Genomic DNA, 19899 nt, shown 5'->3' with positions numbered 1-19899 from the left:
GCGTGGTTTGCGTTCGTTCACTCGTACGTTCCTCGCTGCTCGGGCGTACTTGACTCCGCGCGTGCGACGAGTGTCGACACTGCGCCAACGAATGCCTCGGTGGGCGGTGGGCGACCGAGCCAAGAAGTGCGCCAGTCTCCAGCGGCCGCTCGTAGTCGGTCAAGCTCGGCTGGCTGTTCGAGCCACGAGCGCAGCGTCGTGCTGGCTGCATCCGCGTCGGCAACGACGGCCCCTGCGCCGCTGCTGCGGACCAGCGCGGCCGGCCGTGGCAGGTTCGTGGTCAGCACCGGAAGGCCTGTGGCCAGGTACTCGTAGACCTTGGAGGGCATCGCGTCCCGGAAGGCAGGAGTGTCGTCCAAAAGCGCGAGGCCCACGCTCGCTGTTGCGGCCGAGCGCCAAGCCTGATCGGGTGGAAGGCGGTCCGACCAGATGACCCTCTCCGCCAGCGCCGGATCGGCGGCCAGCAGCTGCTCGAAGCGGTCCCGGTCGGCATCAGAGATGGCGCCGATCAGTTCAAGCTGCCACCCTGGTGCGGTGGAGATCGCGGCGAGCATGGTGAACAGGCCGCGGCTGGCCCGGATATCCCCGATGTAGAGTGCGCGCGGCGGCTTGGTCGGTCCGGCGGGCTCGGGGAGCATCGCGGGATCGGGCAGGTTCCGGAGCAGTACCCGCCGTTCCAAGTCCGGGAGGAGATGCTCGTCGGCCACCACCACGGCGTCAGCATGGGAGGCGGCTAGGACGCCTAGCCGTGCCCAGAGGCGTCCCATCCAGCGCTGCCAACCAACTGCCCAGGAGCGGTCAGCGAGGACGGAACGGTAGTCCTCGTGCACATCGATGACGCACCGACGGCCAGAAAGTCGCGTACGTACCCAGGTGCCGAACGCGGAATCCGGATCCAGGGCGACCAGTACGGTGCCGCGGGCTCGCCAGGGGAGGGTGATCGCGAGCAGGGCGCGGCCGAACGGGCCCCGTCGTCGCCACGTGCGTACCGCAGCGCTCGCGGGACCATACTGAGCCTGACCGACGCCGAGTACCTCGACGTTCAGTCCGCCCCGACGCAGCGCCGCAACCTGACGGTGCAGCCGTGCGTCGGCGACGTCGTGGGCGGAGGTGACGATCGTCACGTCGATGGCGGGCACGGTCCCGTCAGAGGTCCTCGAAGGTATAGGCGTTCTCGCCCACCTTGAGGAAATTGGTGTACGCACGAATCGCCCGGCGGGGCGAGCCCTGCATGATCAACTTGCCCTTATGGATCCAAAGGACCTCGTTGCACAGCTCGCGAATCGAGCCGAGCGAGTGCGATACCAAGAACATCGCCCGAGCGTTCTCCATGAGTTCGTTCATCTTCTCGGTCGCCTTGACCTTGAACCGGGCGTCACCTGCTGAAAGTGCCTCGTCTACGAGCAGGATGTCGGGGTTCATGTGTACCGAGACGGAGAAGGCTAGGCGTTGATACATGCCCGATGAGTAGGTCCGCATCGGCATATCCATAAAGTCGCCAATCTCGGCGAAGTCGGCAACCTCGGCAGCGCGCTCCTTCACTTCGGCGCGCGTGAGACCAGCAGCCAATCCGCCCAGTGTGACGTTCTCCCGACCAGTGAGATTGGGATTGAATCCGACGCCGAGGGCGAGCAATGCGCTTATTCGTCCGCGAACCTCAATCCGACCTTGGCTAGGAGGAAGTACGCCGGCCATGGCGCGCATCAGGGTAGATTTTCCAGCGCCGTTTGCCCCGATAATCCCGACCGAAGTTCCGGGCTTGATGTCGAATGACATGTCCTGGATTGCGTTGACAACCTTGACCTGACGCTCCCCTCGACCCAGGCGCACAATAGTGCTTTTGAATGTGGGTGCGGCTTCGAAGGTTGTGCGGTAGTTGATCGAGACATTCTGCACGCTGACTACCGGCGGCGGTGACGACTCGGTTGCTGGCGTTGCTGGTGAGTCTGAATCGCTACCAGGTGTGGATGGTGACGGATTAGAGGCGGACAGTGAACTCACGCTCCCTAGACATGAACAACAGGCATCCTCCAACGAACGTGACAACGGCCCACGCGCCTGCCGCTATCCAAATTCGGGGCTCCGGGATTATCCCGCGCAACAGGAGGTCGGTCCATCCGCCGATCATTGAGTAGAGGGGATTAAGGACCATAAAATCGGCGAAGCGAGCTGGCGCGTCTTCAGCGAACCAGAGGACTGGAGATAGGTAGAGCCATATTCTTACCATGTATGGAAGGAAGGCGGATGTGTCTCGAAAGTATACTTGCGTGGTGGCGAAGATCGCGGCTAGACCAATTCCAAAAACGACCGTGACGAATAGAAACACTGTCGCTAGGAGCATCTGTGGGCTCCAGACGCCGCCCGCGAGGGTGTGGACGATGAAGTAGACGGGAACAGTAGGCAGGAACCGGAAGAAAGCGGTCCTGACGGCCGCAAATGGAAGCAGGAGGCGAGTAAAGTTCATATTCATGATGAGCTTTCCGCCGCCGGTTACTGACTGCGCTCCTTGGCTGATGCTTCCGGAGACGAAGTAGAAGAGAAACAATCCGCAAGTAATGTGTGCCAAGGTTTCGAGGCCGCCTCCGTCCTGGCGGAGCACACTGACCAAGATGAAGTACACGAGAGCAAGCAGCGTCGGGTTCAGGACGAGCCATAGCTGTCCGAACACAGTCTGGGTGTTTGCCGCGCGTATCGCTGCTCGAGAGAACTCTGCGGCGAACTCGCGTCGACCCCAGAGTGCTTTGATGTAGCTCCGCAGTGGGGGAAGTCCAGCCCGGTGCGGCTCGTAGACGTGCAGTTCATCGCTCGGCGAGCTGGTGGCGGAACTCGCCATGCGGTCTACCCCTCTCGGTCGTGGCCGCGATTGCGTCGGAGTGCTGGCCAAGGACCAGGATAGGGTCACTTGCAGAGTGCGGTGGCACGCGACCCACGGTGTGTGACAAGTTCGGTGTGTGACAAGTTCGGCCTGCTTGTGGTGCCACGCTACGCTTCTGAAGCCCGATGACTCTTGCTGGAGGACCTGCGTCGTGACCGTACGCATCATGGATACTGCCGACGTTGATGACAGCGCGTCGATCGGCAACGGCTCGTCTGTCTGGCATCTGGCGCAGGTGCGGGAAGACGCTGTTCTTGGTGAGAACTGCATCGTCGGCAGGGGGGCCTACATCGGCACCGGTGTACGGATGGGAATGAACTGCAAGGTGCAGAACTATGCGCTGGTCTACGAGCCGGCCGTGCTTGCCGACGGGGTGTTCGTAGGCCCCGCTGCGGTGCTCACCAACGATACGTTCCCGCGTTCGGTGAACCCGGACGGCTCCCTCAAGAACGGTGCTGACTGGCAGGCTGTCGGCGTCACTCTGAGGGAGGGAGCCTCGGTGGGTGCGCGTGCTGTATGCGTCGCTCCGGTCACGGTCGGTCGTTGGGCTACCGTCGCTGCTGGCGCCGTGGTAACGAAGGATGTTCCAGACTTCGCGCTCGTGGCGGGGGTGCCTGCGAGACGAATCAAGTGGGTTGGCAGGGCAGGGGTGCCGCTCGAGCGCACGGATGGTGACCACTGGCGGTGCCCGGTCTCGGGTGAGCTCTATGAGGAGTCGGCTGGCGTGCTCACGCCGACCAGTCAGGATATGGAGGATTCGAAGTGAACCAGTCCATGATTCCGGCGGCGAAGCCGATCATCGGTGATGATGAGCGCGCTGCTGTTGATCGTGTTCTTGCTAGCGGCATGGTCGCGCAGGGCCCGGAGGTGGCGACCTTCGAGTCCGAGTTCGGTGATCAGTTGGTGGCGGGGCGTACGTGCGTGGCGGTGAACTCTGGCACCGCTGGGTTGCACCTGGGTCTACTGGCTGCTGGTATCGGGCCCGGCGATGAGGTGATCGTTCCGTCGTTCACGTTTGCGGCGACGGGCAACTCTGTGGCGCTGACGGGTGCCACCCCGGTTTTCGCCGATATCGATGACGCCACGTTCAACCTCGATCCCGCCAGCGTGCGAGCCTCGGTGACCGAACGCACGAAGGCGATCATGCCAGTGCACCTGTATGGTCACCCGGCTCCCATGGGTGAGTTGCAGGCGCTCGCCGATGAGCGGGGCCTGCGCGTGTTCGAGGACGCGGCGCAGGCGCACGGCGCGACGTTGGATGGTGCGCCTGTGGGTTCGTTCGGTGATTTCGCGATGTTCTCGCTTTACCCGACGAAGAACATGACCTCGGGTGAGGGAGGCATGGTCGCTTGCGCGACTGAGGAGATCGCGCGGAACCTCCGGCTACTGCGCAATCAGGGGATGGAGCGGCAGTATGCGAACGAGCTGGTGGGCTTCAACGCCCGGATGACTGACATTCACGCGGCGATCGGCCGTGTCCAACTGACCAAGCTGGCGGGGTGGACTCAGACCCGGCAGCAGAACGCTGCCTTCCTGGACGCACATTTAGAAGGCGTGAGGACGCCTCCGGTTGTTGACGGGGCGGTCCACGTCTACCACCAGTACACGATCCGCGTCACTTCCGAGCGGGACAGGTTCGCCACCGCTTTGCGGGAGGAGTACGGCGTCGGGTGTGGTGTGTATTACCCGATCCCCAACCACAGGTTGGAGTCTCTGGCGCACTTCGCTCCGGATCTGGACCTGCCAGCGACGGAGAAGGCTGCTCAGGAAGTGATCTCGTTGCCTGTGCACCCCAGCCTCTCGCAGGCAGACCTCGAGCGGATCGTCTCTGCGGTCAACTCCGTTGCGAAGGCAGGTGCCTGATGGCTAACTTGCGTGCGGGCCTGCTCGGCCTTGGCATGATGGGGCGCCACCACGCCAGGGTGTTGCGCCAGTTGGAGGGCGTGGACCTCGTTGCGGTGGCCGATCCGGGCGGCGATCCGCACGGTGCCGCAGGTGGGCTTGAGGTGCTTCCCGACATCCACGCACTCATTGAGGCTGGCGTCGACTATGTGATGGTGGCTGCTCCCACGCAGTTCCACACCGAAGTTGGGCTGGCACTCGCGGAGGCCGGTGTGCATGCCCTGATCGAGAAGCCGCTGGCCAAGGACGTCGAGGGCGCTCGTGCTCTGGCGGAGGCGTTCGAGCGTCATGGTCTGGTGGGCGCGGTTGGGCATATCGAGCGGTATAACCCGGCGTTGCAGTCGCTGCGCGTTCGCCTGGAGGAAGGCGAGCTGGGTGAGGTGTACCAGATCGCGACGCGTCGACAGGGCCCGTTCCCGGCACGGATCGCTGATGTCGGGGTGGTCAAGGACCTCGGTACTCATGACATCGATCTCACAGCCTGGGTGGCTCAGCAGCACTACACTTCGGTCGCTGCGCGGACGGCATTCAAGAGTGGCCGTGAGCATGAGGATTTGGTCGCCATTACCGGGATGTTGTCGGGCGGCACCGTGACCAATCACCTGGTGAACTGGCTCTCACCGATGAAGGAACGCGTCACCGTTGTGACCGGCGAGAAGGGCACTTTCGTCGCCGATACCCTGTTGGCTGATCTGACGTTCTACGCCAACGGCCTGATCCAGACCCAGTGGGACGATGTTGCCCAGTTCCGGGGGGTGTCCGAGGGGGACGTGGTCCGGTTCGCAATTAACAAGCCCGAACCGCTCAAGACCGAGCACGAAGCCTTCCGGGACGCGGTCCTCGGACGCGAGAGCGACATCGTGACCATGCGGCAGGGCTATGCCACCGTGGCCGTGGCCGAGGCCGCGATCGAGTCCGCACGCACAGGTTCCGCCGTGGACATCACGGCCTGACTGGCGAGTGACGACGACAGCCAGGGCCCGGTCCCATCGTTGACCGGGCCCTGGCTGTTGTCCGCTCAGCGACTCTAGGTGGCTGTTGTCGGCTTCTAGCTCTGGTTGGCACCCAGCGCCTCTAGAACCGCAGCCGCCGCCTCGCCCTTGCCGTAAGGCGCTCCCTGCGCACTGGTTGGCGCGGGCCGGTCGGCAAGCTTGGAGAGGCCGTCCAGGCCGGGGAGCAGTACGTTCCACTCGTTGGTGAGGGTTTCGACCCACTCAGTCTCGGTGCGCAGCGTGGTGCACGGCTTGCCTAGCAGGAACGCTTCCTTCTGCAGGCCTCCGGAGTCGGTGACAACGCCGGCGCTGTGAATGATCGCCCGCACCATCTCCGGGTAGGGGAGGGGTTGGGTGACATGCAGGCCTGGGTGTCCGTCGACGCGGATGCCGTACTCCTGGCATCGCGCACGTAATCGGGGATGGGCCAGCAGCAGCACAGGTGATGCCGTTGCTGCCAGTGCCTCGACAATCGCGGCGAGACGAGCAGGATCGTCGGTGTTCTCCGCACGGTGAACCGTCGCGACGACGTACTCGCCCGGCACAAGCGGATCCGGAAGGTATGGCGACTGGTCCTTGACTGCGTCCCGGACGCGGTAGCAGACGTCGGTCATGACGTCACCGACGAGCACGCTTCGCGTGGCCAGTCCTTCGTCCCGCAGATGCCCCATCGCCACCTCTGTGGGGGCGAGCAGCAGGTCTGCGGCGTGGTCGGTGAGTACGCGGTTGTGCTCCTCCGGCATGGCCCGGTTGAACGACCGCAGCCCCGCTTCGAGGTGTGCCACCGGAATGTGAAGCTTGACCGCCGAGAGTGCTCCGGCGATGGTCGAGTTCGTGTCGCCGTACACCAGTACCCAGTCGGGACGGTGCTCCTCGAGGACCTCGTCCATCGCACTGAGCATCGACCCGGTCTGACGCCCGTGACTGCCCGACCCCACTCCCAGGTGGACGTCCGGCGCGGGAATCTCAAGATCGGCGAAGAACACATCCGACATGCGCGCGTCATAGTGCTGGCCAGTGTGGACAATCACGTGCTCATCAGGGCCCTGGCCGAAGGCCTCCGCGATCGGTGCGAGTTTGACGAACTGCGGACGGGCTCCGACCACACTGACGACCTTCATGCGGGATCCTTCGGCTGGGGAACGGCGAGCACAGGTAGCCTATACAGTGGCAATCCTGCCAATCGGATGATGAGGACTTACGTGAAGATCACAGTGGTGGCGCTCGGCAAGATTGGCCTCCCTCTGGCCGTGCAGTTCGCGAGCATGGGTCACGACGTCGTCGGGGTAGACGTCAACCAGCAGATCGTCGACGCGGTCAACGCGGGCTCTGAACCGTTCCCGGGTGAGGCGGAGCTCGCTGAGCGGCTGGCCGAACTGGTCCCGGCGGGCAGGCTTCGCGCCACGAGCGATTACGGCGATGCGGTTCCCGGTAGCGATGCCGTGGTGGTGGTGGTTCCGTTGTTCGTCGATGACGCCACCTGGGAACCGGACTTCGGTTGGATGGATTCGGCGACTCGCTCTCTCGCCGAGCATCTCACCCCGGGCACGCTGGTCTCCTACGAGACCACGCTGCCCGTGGGGACCACCCGCAGCCGCTGGAAGCCGATGATCGAGGAGATCTCCGGACTGCGAGAGGGGGATGACTTCCACCTGGTGTTCTCCCCGGAACGCGTGCTCACTGGTCGCGTGTTCGCGGATCTGCGCAAGTACCCCAAGCTGATCGGTGGTCTCTCCGAGGCGGGCGCTGAGCGGGCCCGGGAGTTCTACGAGGCCGTGCTCACTTTCGACGACCGGCCGGACCTTGACCGTGCGAACGGCGTCTGGGATCTGGGAAGCGCCGAGGCCGCGGAAATGGCCAAGCTCGCCGAGACCACCTACCGGGACGTCAATATCGCCTTGGCGAACGAGTTCGGCCGTTTCGCCGCCGCGAACGGGATCGATGTGCACCAGGTGATCGATGCCTCGAACTCCCAGCCCTACTCCCATATCCACCGGCCGGGCATCGCGGTGGGCGGTCACTGCATCCCGGTCTATCCGCGCTTGTACCTGTGGACCGACCCCGAGGCCACGGTGGTGCGCACCGCACGGCAGGCGAATATGCAGATGCCCTCCTACACGGTCGGTCTCGCCGCCGGTGCCCTGGGTGGTCTCGAGGGGAAGCGGGTCGTCGTGCTCGGTGCGTCTTACCGGGGTGGGGTGAAGGAGACCGCGTTTTCCGGGGTGTTCCCCACGGTGGAGGCCTTGCGTGAGGCGGGTGCCGAGGTGCTCGTGCACGACCCGATGTACGCCGACGAAGAGTTGGCCGGGTACGGTTTCACGCCCTACCACCTGGGCGAGTCCGTTGATGCGGCGATCGTGCAGGCAGACCACCGCGACTACGCCAACCTGAGCCCGCAAGACCTTCCTGGTCTGCAGGTGATCGTGGACGGACGCCGCATCACCAGCAGTCACACCTGGTCCGGTGTCCAGCACCTCACCGTCGGAGTCGGCGCACCGAACTGACCTCCACTGTCCAGGGCCGGACGTAGCCTGGGTTGATGACGAGCAACGCACCCTCAGTCCTCGCTATCACCGGCGGCCACGTCGTCCCGGTGACCGGCCCCGCCATCGACAACGGCACTGTCGTCGTCACCGACGGGGTGATCTCCGCCGTTGGTGGGTCCGAGACGCCGGTACCCGCTGGTGCGCGCGTCATCGACGCCACCGGCTCCTGGGTGCTGCCCGGATTCGTCGAGGCACACGCCCACCTTGGCGTGCACGAAGACGGCGAGGGGTGGTCGGGTAACGACACCAACGAGATGACCGACCCCAACGGCGCGCGGTTCCGCGCCATCGACGGCATCGACATCGAAGAGATCGGGTTCCGGGACGCCCTGCACGGAGGAGTGACCACTGCGGTGGTCAAGCCCGGCTCCGGAAATCCCATCGGCGGGCGTACGGTCGCCATCAAGACATGGGGCGGCCGCACGGTCGACGAGCAGGTGCTCGCCGCGGACGTTTCCGTGAAGTCAGCCCTCGGGGAGAACCCCAAGCGGGTCTACGGAGAGAAGAAGACCACACCCTCCACCCGGCTCGGCGTCGCCGCAGTGCTGCGGGAGGCGTTCGTGGCTGCCCGCAACTACGCCGCCGATCGAGACGCAGCAGCCGCGGAAGGAAAGCCGTTCTCCCGGGACCTGACGAAGGAGACCCTCGCCGATGTGCTCGAGGGCACGCTCGCCTGGGACCAGCACTGTCACCGGCACGATGACATCGCCACCGCCATTCGCATCGCCGAGGAGTTCGGCTACCGGCTCGTGATCAACCACGGAACCGAAGGGCACAAGATTGCCGACGTGCTCGCGGAGAAACAGATCCCGGTGATCTACGGGCCGATGTTCACCTCCCGGGTCAAGGTGGAGGTGCGCGAGCGTGACATCGCCAACCTTGTGGCCCTCGACCGGGCCGGGGTGCAGGTGGCGATCACCACCGACCACCCCGTGGTCCCGATCAACTTCCTGGTGCACCAGGCCACCTTCGCTGTGAAGGAGGGCCTCCCACGGGAGACCGCACTGGCCGCGCTCACCCGCAACCCGGCCACCATCCTCGGCCTCGACGATCGAGTCGGAGCGCTCGAGGCCGGCCGCGACGGCGACGTCGTGCTCTGGTCAGGCGACCCGCTCGACCTCGACTCGCGCGTGGAGCAGGTCATCATCGGCGGCACCCCGGTGCTCGTGCCTGGAGAGGACGGGCCCCGAGTGGTGGAGCGGGGCGAGTGCTTCCGGGGCTAGCCTCGTCCGGGCGCAGTCTCCGCAACTCCTGCGTTCACACGTGACGCTTCAGCGTCGACCGCACGGTCACCTGACCGAGGGCCCACACCGACCGAGGCACCGACAGGCCCTCCACCTCGCGATAGAGCTGCCAGTTGTAGCGCACCAGCCGCAGGCGGTTCCCGCCAGAGAGTGAGCCTGGGTGTGCCTCGCGGTAGAGCGCGAGCGGCTCGTCCAACCCGCGGGCGTGGCCAGCATCGCGCAGGATCGACAGCCACAGGCCGTAGTCCTGGCGCTTGCGTAGATCCGGCATCCGCCGTAGGCCGAGCTGCCGCACGTCGTACATCGCCGTCAGGCACCCGATGTGGTTCTGCTGCAGCATCGTTCGGTAGTCCACCTGCGCCGGTGCGTGCACCACCCGGTCGGTGGGGTCGAAGTCCCGGGCGGCGCCGTCGAAGTCCGCCGCCACCTTGTAGTAGGCGGTGAACGTGAGCGGCGCATCGCTGCCGGCTGCGAAGGCGAGCTGCCGGTCCAGCTTGCCCGGTAGCCACTGGTCGTCGGCATCGAGGAAGGCCACGTAGGAGCCCTGCGCCCGGTCGATCGCCGCGTTCCGCGCCCGTGCGGCGCCACCGGAGACCTCCGCCCGCGCCGGCTTGATCCGCGCGTCCTCGGCCGCGAGCTGCTGCACCAACTCCCAGCTGCCATCGGTGGAGGCATCGTCGGTGATCAGCAACTCCCAGTCGGTGTGAGACTGGTCTTGTACGGACCGGATCGATGCCTCGACGGTTTCGATCGCGTCGTAGACCGGCATGATCACCGAGACCAGTGGCATCGGACCTCGTTCCTCGATCGACAGGGACTCGGCCCGCCCTCACCGGCGCGGGCCTGGTGCCACGGTAGCGTGACGACGATCGCCGGCGGGCACCAGCGGCGAACCATGCAACACAGGCAGGCAGAAGGAGATGCGGTGGGGAACACGATCGGGCCGGGGTCACGGATCCTGGTCATCGGGAGTTCTGGCTTCGTCGGCTCCCACCTGGAGGACGCCTTCACCGGTCTCGGTGCCGAGCTCGTGCGATTCGACCTGCACCCAGATCCCGCCGGCCGGTACGAGACCATCTGCGGGGACGTGCGCGATGTGGACGCCCTCACCCGGGCGATGACCGGCTGCACCGCCGTCCTCAATCTCGCAGCCGCCCATCACGACTTCGGCATCGCCACCGCCACCTTCGAGTCCGTCAACGTCGGCGGCGCCAGGGCGGTGCGGGCGGCGATGGAGCACCACGGCATCACCAACCTGTGCTTCTACTCCTCGGTCGCCGTCTACGGTGAGCACCCGCAGCCGCCCGACGAAGCCACCCGCCCCACCCCGGTGAACGACTACGGCCGCACCAAGCTCGCCGCGGAGGAGGTCTACCGCGAGTGGGAGGCCAATGCACCCGCAGGCCAGGAGCGCCGCGCTCTGATCGTGCGTCCGGCCGTGGTGTTCGGCCCGCGCAACTTCGCCAACCTCTACAAGCTCATCCGGCAGATCGACACCCGCCGATTCCTGCCCGTCGGCCCCGGCACCAACCGCAAGAGCATGTGCTTCGTCGCCAACCTGGTGCAGGCGATCGCCTACCTGTGGAGCGCACCCTCCCGGCTCCCGGCCGGTAGCGACGAGGTCTACAACTACGCCGACAAACCCGATATGACCTCCCGGGAGACCGTCTCCGCGGTCTACCGGGCCCTCGACCGCACTGAACCGCGGCTGCGGCTCCCGCTGGCTCCCGTGCTCCTCGCTGCTCGTCCGTTTGACGTGGTAGGCCGGGTGACGGGCAGGGACCTGCCCATCACCTCCGCCCGGGTGCGCAAGCTCTCCGACACCGAGACGTCCTTCTCCGCCGACCGCATCCGAGAGGTGGGGTTCGTGCCGTCGGTGAGCCTTCCAGAAGGTATCGAAGCGATGGTCGAGTGGTACCGGCGGGAGGGCCACGACGCCACGCCGGTGGTGCACCTTCCCCCGGCCGAGGTGTCACGCTAACCGTGCATCCCCTCACCCCCGCACCCCGGGCCTACCCGTGGGGCTCGACCCGCGTGATCCCCGACTTCCTCGGCAGCGCGCCCACCAGCGAACCGGTCGCCGAGCTCTGGTTCGGTGCCCATCCGAGCGCTCCCACCCCTCTTCCCGACGGCGGAGACCTGGCCACGCTTCTGGCCTCCGACCCCGAACATCACCTCGGTGCCGATGTCATCGCCCGCTTCGGGCCGCGCCTGCCGTATCTGCTCAAGCTCATCGCCCCGCAGCGACCGCTCTCCCTTCAGGTGCACCCCAACCTGGAGCAGGCACAGGCCGGTTACCAGCGTGAGCAGGACCTTGAGGTTCCGGCCGAACGTCGCAACTACCCCGACGCCAACCACAAGCCGGAGCTGGTCTACGCGCTGACGACGTTCGACGCCGTCTGCGGGTTCCGTGCGCCTCGGCGGGTGGCCGAGCTGTTGGACGGCCTCGACGCGTCGCTGGCGCGCGAGCTGGCCACGCTGTTGCGTTCCACGCCTGGAGCCCCGGGCGTGCACGCCGTCTTCGCGCGGGTGCTGAGCGACACCTGCGGCAATGAGGTGAGCGCCCTGGCTCGCGAGTGCCGGGTGCGGCTGGAGTCCGGCCGGTCACCGTCGCCGCGCGCCGATCGCCTCGTGGGGCTGCTCGACGAGCAGCACCCTGGCGATCCCGGCGCGGTGGCGGCGCTGCTCCTCAATCCGGTCACTCTGCAGCCAGGAGAGGCGATGTTCGTCCCCGCCGGCTGCGTGCATTCCTATCTCCACGGTTTCGGTGTGGAGTTGATGGCGAACTCGGACAACGTGCTGCGTGCGGGTCTGACCGCCAAGCGTGTGGACGTGGACGAACTCCTGGCGACGGTCGACTGTGTGGCTGCCCCGCCCATCCGCATCGCCGCCGAGACGGACGGAGACGGCACGGGGGTGTTCTACGCCCCGGTCGACGACTTCGAGCTCTCGGTCGCCGCCGTTGACCGTGAGAGCGGTCGCACGCTCCGGGGCCGCGGTCCCCGCATCCTGCTGGCCCTAGAGGGATCGCTCACGGTGGAGACGCAGGCAGGTGCGCACGCGCTCGCTCAAGGAGAGGCGCTGTTTCTCAGTGCGGACGAGACGCCGGTGCGCTTGTCCGGCACAGGCCGGCTCGTGCAGGCCGGGGTGCCGTAGGCCCCGGGCCCGGCTCTCAGGTGGTCGGTGCCGTACCGCCGGTCGCTTCCTGCTGAGCGATCCGCTCGAGGTCGCCGTCCGGATCGCCGACGAGGACCACCGAGCCGCCCCCACTCCATGCGTGCATCGCTCCGATGAGCATCTGCTCGACGTCGGCTCCGCGAACATCGAGCATCACGCGCCCGCCGCCGGTGGGCACCAGGAGATCTCGCGTCCCCTCGCTGGTCAGGAGGGCCGCAGCCGGCCCGTCGGTGTGAGGAACAGGCTGGATGAGCACGTCCGGCTGGCTCATCAGCTCGGCAGCGCCGTCCAGTGCGCCGGGTGGGACGTCCTCGACGGACATCGCCAACGCCGGCAGGGCGATCACGATCGTGACGTCGGCCGCACGATCACTCGGCGTTCCCGTAGTCACCAGCACGTCCGTGCCATTGGTCTCAGCGCTGAGCGAGCCGGCTTGCGTGACGCAGGCGCCGCAGGCCCAAGCAGCCAGTGCCCAGACGGCGGTCCGCCAGTGGGCGGGCAGGTCGAGGGTGACGCTCGCGCCAGCCTCGAGCTCGGCCTCCTCAGTGAGCAGGTTGGCGGCCTTCGCCACCCAGGTCGCGAGAACCCGCCCGGTCAGTTCCACGCGTTCCCCGCCCGGTCCGTACCATGTCAGCCGCGGCTGGCCCGGTTCGTTGGTCCATCGGTCGAGAAGCGTTGCGATTCCTGGCACCGGGGCAGGATACGCGCCTGAGACGGATCTTGCCCGATATCACTTCTGGGCTTGACTTTCCACGGATGACACGCGTGTAATTTAGGGCAAGCAGTCAGTGCGGGATCAGCAGCACCGCACACTGTAGGTCGGACGATTGGGGCAGCTGTGTGGAACATCCTAGGCGAGGGGCCGCTCACCTCCGGTGTGCCGCAGCCCGCGCCACGGCCTGAGCGTCCCTTCACACTCGGCGAGGTCTTCGATGACGAAGGCGCGCTCTCGTGGCAGGAGCGTGCCTTGTGCGCGCAGACCGACCCGGAGGCGTTCTTCCCGGAGAAGGGTGGATCGACGCGTGAGGCGAAGCGTGTGTGCGTGTCCTGCGAGGTGCGCGCCGAGTGCTTGGAGTACGCCCTGGCCCACGACGAACGGTTCGGCATCTGGGGTGGACTCTCCGAGCGGGAGCGGCGCAAGCTGAAGCGCCGCGCCATCTGAACACACCAGAGCCCAGCGATGCCTTCATGACCACGAGCGAGACCCGCCTGCGCGCGGTCGTCGTCGCATCCGTGGCCTCTCGTCATCTTCCGCACACCTTGGCGGCCCTCGCCGCCCAGACACGCCCCGCCGACGACGTCCTGATCGCCGCGCTCGGCTCCGGAGCGGGCACAGCCGCCGATACGTGGGAAGGCCTTGTCTCGGAGGCAGGCCTCGACCGGCGAAAAGTCCGGGTCGTCCCGGTCCCGGGTGCCCTCACCTTCGGAGCGGCGGTGCGTCGTGCCCTGAGCGCCGCCGAGAAGGCGACCGCCGAGGAGAATCGGGGACAGGACAGCCCGGCCGAGGAATCTGAGCTGCCTTCCTGGCTGTGGCTGCTGCACGACGACTCCGCCCCCGCTCCCGATGCGACCGCACAGCTCCTGCGCACCATCGAGGCGTCGAACGCGATCTCGGTGGTCGGCTGCAAGCAGGTCGACTGGGACCAGCCCGACCGGCTCATCTCGGTGGGCGTGCGAGCCACTCCTGGCGGGCTGAGGTTCACCGGTATCGAGGACCGCGAGATCGACCAGGGCCAGCACGATGGCAGGGAAGACGTGCTCGCCGTCGGCACGGCCGGCATGCTCATCCGCACGGAGGTGTGGCACCTCCTCGGCGGCCCGGACCCGGCGCTCGGACCGTTCGAGGACGGACGAGATCTCTGTCAGCGAGCCCGGCTCGCCGGACATCGGGTGGTCGTCGCCCCGGCCGCAGTCGTCCGGCACGCCCGCTTGTCCTATCGGGGCCTGCGTGAGGATGGTCATCGACGGCCCGACCCACGCCGGTCCTTTCGTGCCCGCCGGGTGGCAGCCCTGCACCTCCGGCTGAGCAGCGCTCCGCCGATCCTCGTCCCAGTGCTCGCGATCGTCGCCGTGCTCGCGGGGCTGGTGCGGGCGCTGTGGCGTGTCAGCACCAAGGAGCTGACGCTCACCGTCCACGAGCTCGCGGCGCCGCTGGTCGTGCTCGCTCGGCCCGCCGCGATCGCCCGGGCTCGTCGCCGTGCCCGGCACAGCCGGCGACTGCCGCGGCGACGCCTGCGTCCGTTGCAAGCAAGCTGGCGGGACGTCTGGCGGCTGCGGCGAGATCGCCGGCTCCTGCGTGCAGCCGCACGCCGTGCAGCCCGGACACCCAGCGAGCTGGAGATGGCCGAACGGGCGGCTGTTGCGCGACGGCGGCGCCTCACGCTGGGATTCGTGCTGCTGGTCAGCGGCGCCCTCGCGGCTGTGACCGTCGTTCCCGCGACCTTGGCCGGACCCCTCGTCGGCGGGGCCCTGCTACCCGCTGATGCCGATCTGGCGGGCACCTGGCAGGCCGCCACCTCGGCCTGGATCGCCTCCGGTGACGGGCAGAGCGGACCACCGGACCCGTTGCTGATGGTGCTGACGGTCGTCTCCCTGCTGACCGGTGGTGCCTGGGGAGTCCCGCTGCACACAGGCGTCTCGATCGTGCTCGCGCTCGCGATCCCGCTGGCTGCTCTCGCCGCCTGGTTCGCGGCCGGTGCCGCGAGCCGCTCAGTGCTGATCAGGGCGTGGGTCGCGCTGACCTGGGCACTCGGACCGGCGCTGCTGCTCGGCATCGGTGCCGGCCGGGTCGGTGCCGTGCTGGCACACGTGATGCTCCCGCTGGTGCTGCTGGCCGTGGTCCGCTCGCTCGGACTCGACCGGCGCGACGTCATCATCTCCGGCATGGTGGGAGCGCAGCGGCTGCCGCGTGCGCGGGCGGCCCGAGGTGTCAGTGCCCGGGAGGCGAAGCGGGCACGTCTGGCGGCACTGGCCGAGGTCGGCGATGATGAGGCCGACGCCGATGACGTGCGCCGGCCCGAGCCGCGCCCACGCACGGAGCCCTCGGAGGAGGTGCCCAGCGCCACTGTCGTCTCGCGCGTCTCCCGGGCGGGATCTCTGGGTGCCGCGGCCGCGGCCGGGCTGGCTTTCGCCGTGGTGGTCGCCGGTGCCCCCGTTCTGCTCGGTGCCGGCGTGCTGGCGGCGATCGTGCTCGCTCTGGTGCTCGGGCGGCGCCGACGGCTCCCTGTGGGCCGGGGACGGCTCGTCCTGGTTCTCCTCCCAGCGGTGACGTTGATGCTGCCGCTCGGCGTGCATGCCCTCGGGAACGCGCAGTCGTGGCGCGTGTTGCTGGCCGACCCCGGTCCGGGCCTGGCCAGCGACGCCGGTCCAGCATGGCTCCGGCTGCTTGCCTGGCCCCAGGAGCCGGCGTCGGCTCCCTTCCTGGCCAATGATGTAGCTGCCTACGTGCCGATGGCGACGACGGGCGTCCTGGCCGTCGTCGCCCTTCTAGCCCTGCTGCGAGGTGCGGGCCGGTCCCGCCCGGTGCGCCTGGGATGGCTGCTGGTGAGCGTGGGCTTGGTGACCGCGGAGGTCTCCGTACGAGTCGCCGTCGCGCTCGGACGCAACACCTCGGGTGAGATTGCCGAGGTTCATGGCTGGGCCGGACCGGGAACCTCCCTAACCTTGGCAGGGCTGCTGATCGCCGCGGTGTGCGGTGTGGACGGCCTGCGTGGTGCCCTCTCGGGAGCCAGCTTTGGATGGCGGCAGGTGAGCGCCGCCGTCGGCACCATCGCCATCACTCTCGCTCTGGTGACCACGGGCGTGACCCACAGCGCACGCGTGATCGCCGAACGGGACGGCCAGGTCGAGAACCAGACCATGCTCGTGCACGGCAGGGGAGCCGCACCGGTGCCAGCACTCGCTCAGGAACTGCAGGGCTCGGCGCAGCGGGCCCGCGTCCTCGCGCTGACACCCACCGCCGACGGGGTCGATGCCCAGATCTGGCGCAGTAGCGGCCCCCAGCTCACCGAGAGCTCGACCGTGACAGACCTGCGACGGTGGCAGGCCGCACTCGAAGGCGAGAGTGACGCTGCCACGCACGAGGTAGCGACCGTGGTGGCTGAGTTGACGCAGGGCACCGCCACGGAAGCAGCCAGCACGCTGGCCGAGCATGCGATCGCCGTGATCGTGGTGCCGGCGACGTCCAACGTTACCCGTGCGCCACTCGACACGGCTGCCCGGGGCCGGCTCATTCCCCTGCTGGACTCCGTGGCCGGGCTGGACCGGGTCACGGAGAACACGTCCGGTGTGATCTGGCGGGTGCGTGCCTCGCAGGAGGCCACTGACGCCGATATCGCCCGTGCGCAGATCCTCGACGGGGACGGCGCTCTGGTGGCGAACGTTCCCTCCACGGGGGGGTCGATCGGTGGGCCGATCAGCGCCGACGGCACCGACCGGGCAGTGGTCCTCGCCGAACGCGCCGATCCCTCCTGGCGCGCCTGGCTCGGCGGAACTCCGTTGCGCTCCATCGAGTCCGACTGGCGGCAGGCATTCGCGATACCGGACGGGGCTCGTGGGGAGCTGGTGGTCGCCTACCAGCCCACCTGGCATCTGCCGTGGCAGATCCTGGCGCTCGCCGTCTTCGGACTCACGGCCCTGCTCGCGCTGCCGACCCGTCGCCGTCGAGGGGAGGACGGATGACCGGCTCACCAGTGTCCCGCCTGCGTCGCGTCCTCTCCGGTATCGGCCGGCTGATCACCGCCGTCTTCGTCCTGGCGCTCGCCGCCGGCCTCGCCCTCGCTGCGAGCTGGCGGCCGCCGGCATCACAGGGGGCCATCGAACCCACGCAGATCGATGTGGGTGCGGCACCCCTGACTCTCGTCTGCCCGCCGGCCCCCGTCCTCCCCACCGGTGACGGCGGCGACCTCGACTACGACGACCAGTTCGACACCACCGGCGAGACCGCACTCGCCGACCTCGGGGTGGTACTTGGCCGCGATGGCGCCGAACCTGAACCAGCGACGGGCGGGAGCATCGGCACCGACGGCAACGCCATCCCGGTGGTGGGTTCGCTTCGCCTCCTGAACACCGAGGACCCGGAGCCGCTACAGCTGCAGGCCGAGCCATCTGGCCAAGAAACCGCCTTTGCCGCTGGTGCATCCCTCTCCCGGACTGACACCGGTGACCTGCGCGGGCTGACTGCGGCGCCATGCACCGCGCCGACGTCCTCGGCCTGGCTGGTGGGAGGGCAGACCGAACTCGGTTCCAGCGCGCGGCTAACGCTGACCAACCCGGGCGAGACGGCCGCGACCGTGACCGTGCAGGCGTGGGGGAGTGTCGGTCCCGTCGATCCGGTGACGCTGGCCCTCGAACCCGGAGGTGTCAGCAGCGTGCTGCTGGAGGCCGTGACGCTGGAACCGCGCCTCGGAGTGCACGTGAGCAGCGAGGGCGGGCGATTCACCGCCTCGATCCAGGAGACCGTCCTCGATGGCCTGGTCTCGCAGGGAAGTGACGTGATCACGGCGGCTGCGGACCCGAGTACGGAGTTGCATGTGGGCCCGATCCCGGTGCTCGCTGACGCCGGGACGGCGATGCTGCGCTTGCTGAACCCGGGGGAGGAGCGGGCCGAGGTTTCGATCGACGTACTCACCGAGGGGGCGAGCACCCTCTCCGGAACCGACGCGCTGGTGATCGAGCCCGGCACTGTGGTCGACATTGCACTCGACGGCATCGACGAGGGAACGGCCGCGCTGCGGATCACCAGCGACCAGCCGGTCACCGGGGGTGCGTTGATCGTGAGGCAAGGCGGTCCGAGCGAACTGGACCCCGATCAGAGTCTGGCCGAGCGAGCCTGGCTACCCGCCACCGACCCCGCAGATCACGGGCTCCTCGCGCTCCCCGCCGACGGCGCGCTCGTCGACGAGGTGGCTCTCGCACTGACCAACCCGGGCGCGGAGGATCAGACGGTCACTGTGCACACGGTCGACGCAGACGGGCAACGGTCAGCCCCCGTCGAGATCAGAATCCCAGCCAGCAGTACCTCGGGTCTGGGTGATCTGGACGTGAACGGGGCGGTCGCCGTCGAGGTCACCGGTACTCAGGTGCTCGCGACGGCCACGTTGAGCGCCACCACAGACCAGGGCACCATGGTGGGCGTGTTGCCGATGACGCCCGATGCGCACTCCGATCAGAGCGTCACGGTCCACGTCGGCACGAACTGAGGCCTCACGCCCGGTAGTCCGGGTCGACGTCCTCCGGGTTGCGGCTGAGCATGTGGGCGATCTGCTCGACCAACACATCCCGCACCAGAGAGGCAAGCTCGACCTCGTCCTCCACCCGGGCGACCACGGGACGCCGGTAGACGACGATCCGGTGCGGGAGGCCCGCGGCAGAGTCGGCCGGGAAGTACCGGCCGAGCGGCACTGCCCCCACCTCCCAGGGGGCGGGCGCACTCGGGGGAACCTCCTCGACCCCAACCTCCAGGCCGTCCAGCTCGTTGCCCAGATTGCGTTCGACATGTTCGAGGGTCATGAGCACGGACTCGTCGAAGCGCTGCGAACGGGTGCGCCAGCCGGGCAGTGCGGGCGGGATCAGCGGGCCCCGCATACCGCGCCCGTGCCGGTCTCGCCGCCGGGGAGGGCTCGCGTAGGCAGACCCGTGCGGAACCAGTGGGCGGAAGGTGGAGGACACGACCCCAGCCTGCCAGATCCCGCTCGGCGTGGCCCGCTGCAGACAGGCACCTACGGGAAGGTAACGTGGCACCTGTGAGACCGACCCGAGGGTGCAGCCGTTCAGCGTGTACGGAGCCAGCCGTGGCCACGCTCACCTACGTGTACTCGGACTCCACCGCGGTGCTCGGCCCGCTGGCCACCCACGCCGAACCGCACACCTACGACCTGTGTGCCCATCACGCCGAACGTCTCACCGTGCCCCGCGGATGGGACGTGGTGCGCCTGGCCACCGAGTTCGAGCCCGCCCCGCCTAGTTCGGACGATCTGCTCGCGCTCGCCGATGCGGTGCGCGAGGCCTCCCGTACACCTCCGCCGAGCAGCGTTCCGGCGGCGCGGGGGCCGGTGGTGCCGGCTCCAGTGACGCAGTCACGACCGGCTCCCGATGCCGGGCGGCGAGGACATCTGCGGGTGATCCGGGGCGAGGAAGACTGACGGGCGCGCGATTCGGCCCCA

The 19899-nt window shown here is 67.8% G+C and carries 18 protein-coding genes; 11 read left to right on the top strand and 7 right to left on the bottom strand.

The features are described from left to right. Nucleotides 1-17: 17 nt before the first annotated feature. The 3 genes from IM660_RS14010 to IM660_RS14000 all read right to left on the bottom strand — a co-directional run bounded on the left by IM660_RS14010 (nt 18) and on the right by IM660_RS14000 (nt 2833). Nucleotides 18-1139: a glycosyltransferase gene (locus IM660_RS14010; RefSeq protein ID WP_193496389.1), complete on the bottom strand. Its 1122-nt coding sequence runs from the start codon at nt 1137-1139 to the stop codon at nt 18-20. A 7-nt stretch (nt 1140-1146) separates the two neighbouring features. Continuing rightward, nucleotides 1147-1896, bottom strand: coding sequence for an ABC transporter ATP-binding protein (locus IM660_RS14005; protein WP_246464957.1), 750 nt, complete (start codon nt 1894-1896; stop codon nt 1147-1149). A gap of 82 nt (nt 1897-1978) precedes the next feature. Further along, entirely contained in the window at nt 1979-2833 is an 855-nt protein-coding gene (locus IM660_RS14000) for an ABC transporter permease (RefSeq protein WP_193496385.1), read from the bottom strand. 193 nt (nt 2834-3026) lie between these two features. Between IM660_RS14000 and IM660_RS13995 the strand changes: the two genes are divergently transcribed. The 3 genes from IM660_RS13995 to IM660_RS13985 are packed head-to-tail and all read left to right on the top strand — an operon-like array spanning nt 3027 to nt 5730. Further along, a complete protein-coding gene (locus IM660_RS13995; protein WP_193496383.1) occupies nt 3027-3641 on the top strand; it encodes an acyltransferase in 615 nt (204 codons plus the stop codon). After that, a complete protein-coding gene (locus tag IM660_RS13990; protein WP_193496381.1) occupies nt 3638-4738 on the top strand; it encodes a DegT/DnrJ/EryC1/StrS family aminotransferase in 1101 nt (366 codons plus the stop codon). The genes IM660_RS13995 and IM660_RS13990 overlap by 4 nt, the downstream gene beginning before the upstream one ends. Continuing rightward, entirely contained in the window at nt 4738-5730 is a 993-nt protein-coding gene (locus tag IM660_RS13985; protein WP_193496379.1) for a Gfo/Idh/MocA family protein, read from the top strand. The genes IM660_RS13990 and IM660_RS13985 overlap by 1 nt, the downstream gene beginning before the upstream one ends. Nucleotides 5731-5825: 95 nt before the next feature. Here the strand turns inward: IM660_RS13985 and wecB are convergent, their stop codons facing one another. Further along, nucleotides 5826-6890, bottom strand: a complete 1065-nt coding sequence (gene wecB / locus IM660_RS13980) for a non-hydrolyzing UDP-N-acetylglucosamine 2-epimerase (RefSeq protein ID WP_193496377.1) — start codon at nt 6888-6890, stop codon at nt 5826-5828. 81 nt (nt 6891-6971) lie between these two features. On the opposite strand from wecB, the gene IM660_RS13975 reads away from it, so the two are divergent. Further along, nucleotides 6972-8273 (top strand): nucleotide sugar dehydrogenase, encoded by a 1302-nt coding sequence (locus IM660_RS13975; RefSeq protein WP_193496375.1) that lies wholly within the window; start codon nt 6972-6974, stop codon nt 8271-8273. 35 nt (nt 8274-8308) lie between these two features. After that, on the top strand, nt 8309-9538 hold the full coding sequence (locus tag IM660_RS13970; RefSeq protein WP_193496373.1) for an amidohydrolase: 1230 nt from the start codon (nt 8309-8311) through the stop codon (nt 9536-9538). Nucleotides 9539-9572: 34 nt separating this feature from the next. On the opposite strand, the gene IM660_RS13965 is transcribed toward IM660_RS13970, so the two are convergent. Next, nucleotides 9573-10349 (bottom strand): glycosyltransferase family 2 protein, encoded by a 777-nt coding sequence (locus IM660_RS13965; protein WP_193496371.1) that lies wholly within the window; start codon nt 10347-10349, stop codon nt 9573-9575. A 135-nt stretch (nt 10350-10484) separates the two neighbouring features. On the opposite strand from IM660_RS13965, the gene IM660_RS13960 reads away from it, so the two are divergent. Both IM660_RS13960 and manA read left to right on the top strand, forming a co-directional pair. Continuing rightward, on the top strand, nt 10485-11540 hold the full coding sequence (locus tag IM660_RS13960) for an NAD-dependent epimerase/dehydratase family protein (RefSeq protein WP_193496370.1): 1056 nt from the start codon (nt 10485-10487) through the stop codon (nt 11538-11540). 2 nt (nt 11541-11542) lie between these two features. Then, complete coding sequence (manA, locus tag IM660_RS13955) at nt 11543-12715, top strand: mannose-6-phosphate isomerase, class I (protein WP_193496368.1); 1173 nt, start codon at nt 11543-11545, stop codon at nt 12713-12715. Nucleotides 12716-12731: 16 nt separating this feature from the next. Here manA and IM660_RS13950 read toward each other — a convergent pair whose 3' ends face one another. Beyond that, nucleotides 12732-13427: a TIGR03089 family protein gene (locus IM660_RS13950; RefSeq protein WP_193496367.1), complete on the bottom strand. Its 696-nt coding sequence runs from the start codon at nt 13425-13427 to the stop codon at nt 12732-12734. Between the two features lie 186 nt (nt 13428-13613). Here IM660_RS13950 and IM660_RS13945 point away from each other — a divergent pair, with 186 nt between their 5' ends. The 3 genes from IM660_RS13945 to IM660_RS13935 are packed head-to-tail and all read left to right on the top strand — an operon-like array spanning nt 13614 to nt 18936. After that, the gene (locus IM660_RS13945) at nt 13614-13898 is read left to right on the top strand and encodes a WhiB family transcriptional regulator (RefSeq protein ID WP_193499422.1); all 285 of its coding nucleotides are present in this window, start codon (nt 13614-13616) and stop codon (nt 13896-13898) included. A gap of 26 nt (nt 13899-13924) precedes the next feature. Further along, the gene (locus IM660_RS13940; RefSeq protein WP_193496365.1) at nt 13925-17416 is read left to right on the top strand and encodes a glycosyltransferase; all 3492 of its coding nucleotides are present in this window, start codon (nt 13925-13927) and stop codon (nt 17414-17416) included. Further along, nucleotides 17413-18936, top strand: a complete 1524-nt coding sequence (locus IM660_RS13935; protein ID WP_193496363.1) for a DUF5719 family protein — start codon at nt 17413-17415, stop codon at nt 18934-18936. The genes IM660_RS13940 and IM660_RS13935 overlap by 4 nt, the downstream gene beginning before the upstream one ends. A 4-nt stretch (nt 18937-18940) precedes the next feature. Here the strand turns inward: IM660_RS13935 and IM660_RS13930 are convergent, their stop codons facing one another. Continuing rightward, the gene (locus IM660_RS13930) at nt 18941-19405 is read right to left on the bottom strand and encodes a metallopeptidase family protein (RefSeq protein ID WP_343072003.1); all 465 of its coding nucleotides are present in this window, start codon (nt 19403-19405) and stop codon (nt 18941-18943) included. Nucleotides 19406-19479: 74 nt separating this feature from the next. On the opposite strand from IM660_RS13930, the gene IM660_RS13925 reads away from it, so the two are divergent. Further along, nucleotides 19480-19878: a DUF3499 domain-containing protein gene (locus tag IM660_RS13925; RefSeq protein ID WP_193496361.1), complete on the top strand. Its 399-nt coding sequence runs from the start codon at nt 19480-19482 to the stop codon at nt 19876-19878. Nucleotides 19879-19899: the final 21 nt, after the last annotated feature.

The organism is Ruania alkalisoli (assembly GCF_014960965.1).
Lineage (GTDB): Bacteria > Actinomycetota > Actinomycetes > Actinomycetales > Beutenbergiaceae > Ruania > Ruania alkalisoli.
This window is presented reverse-complemented; position numbering and strand designations above follow the sequence as displayed.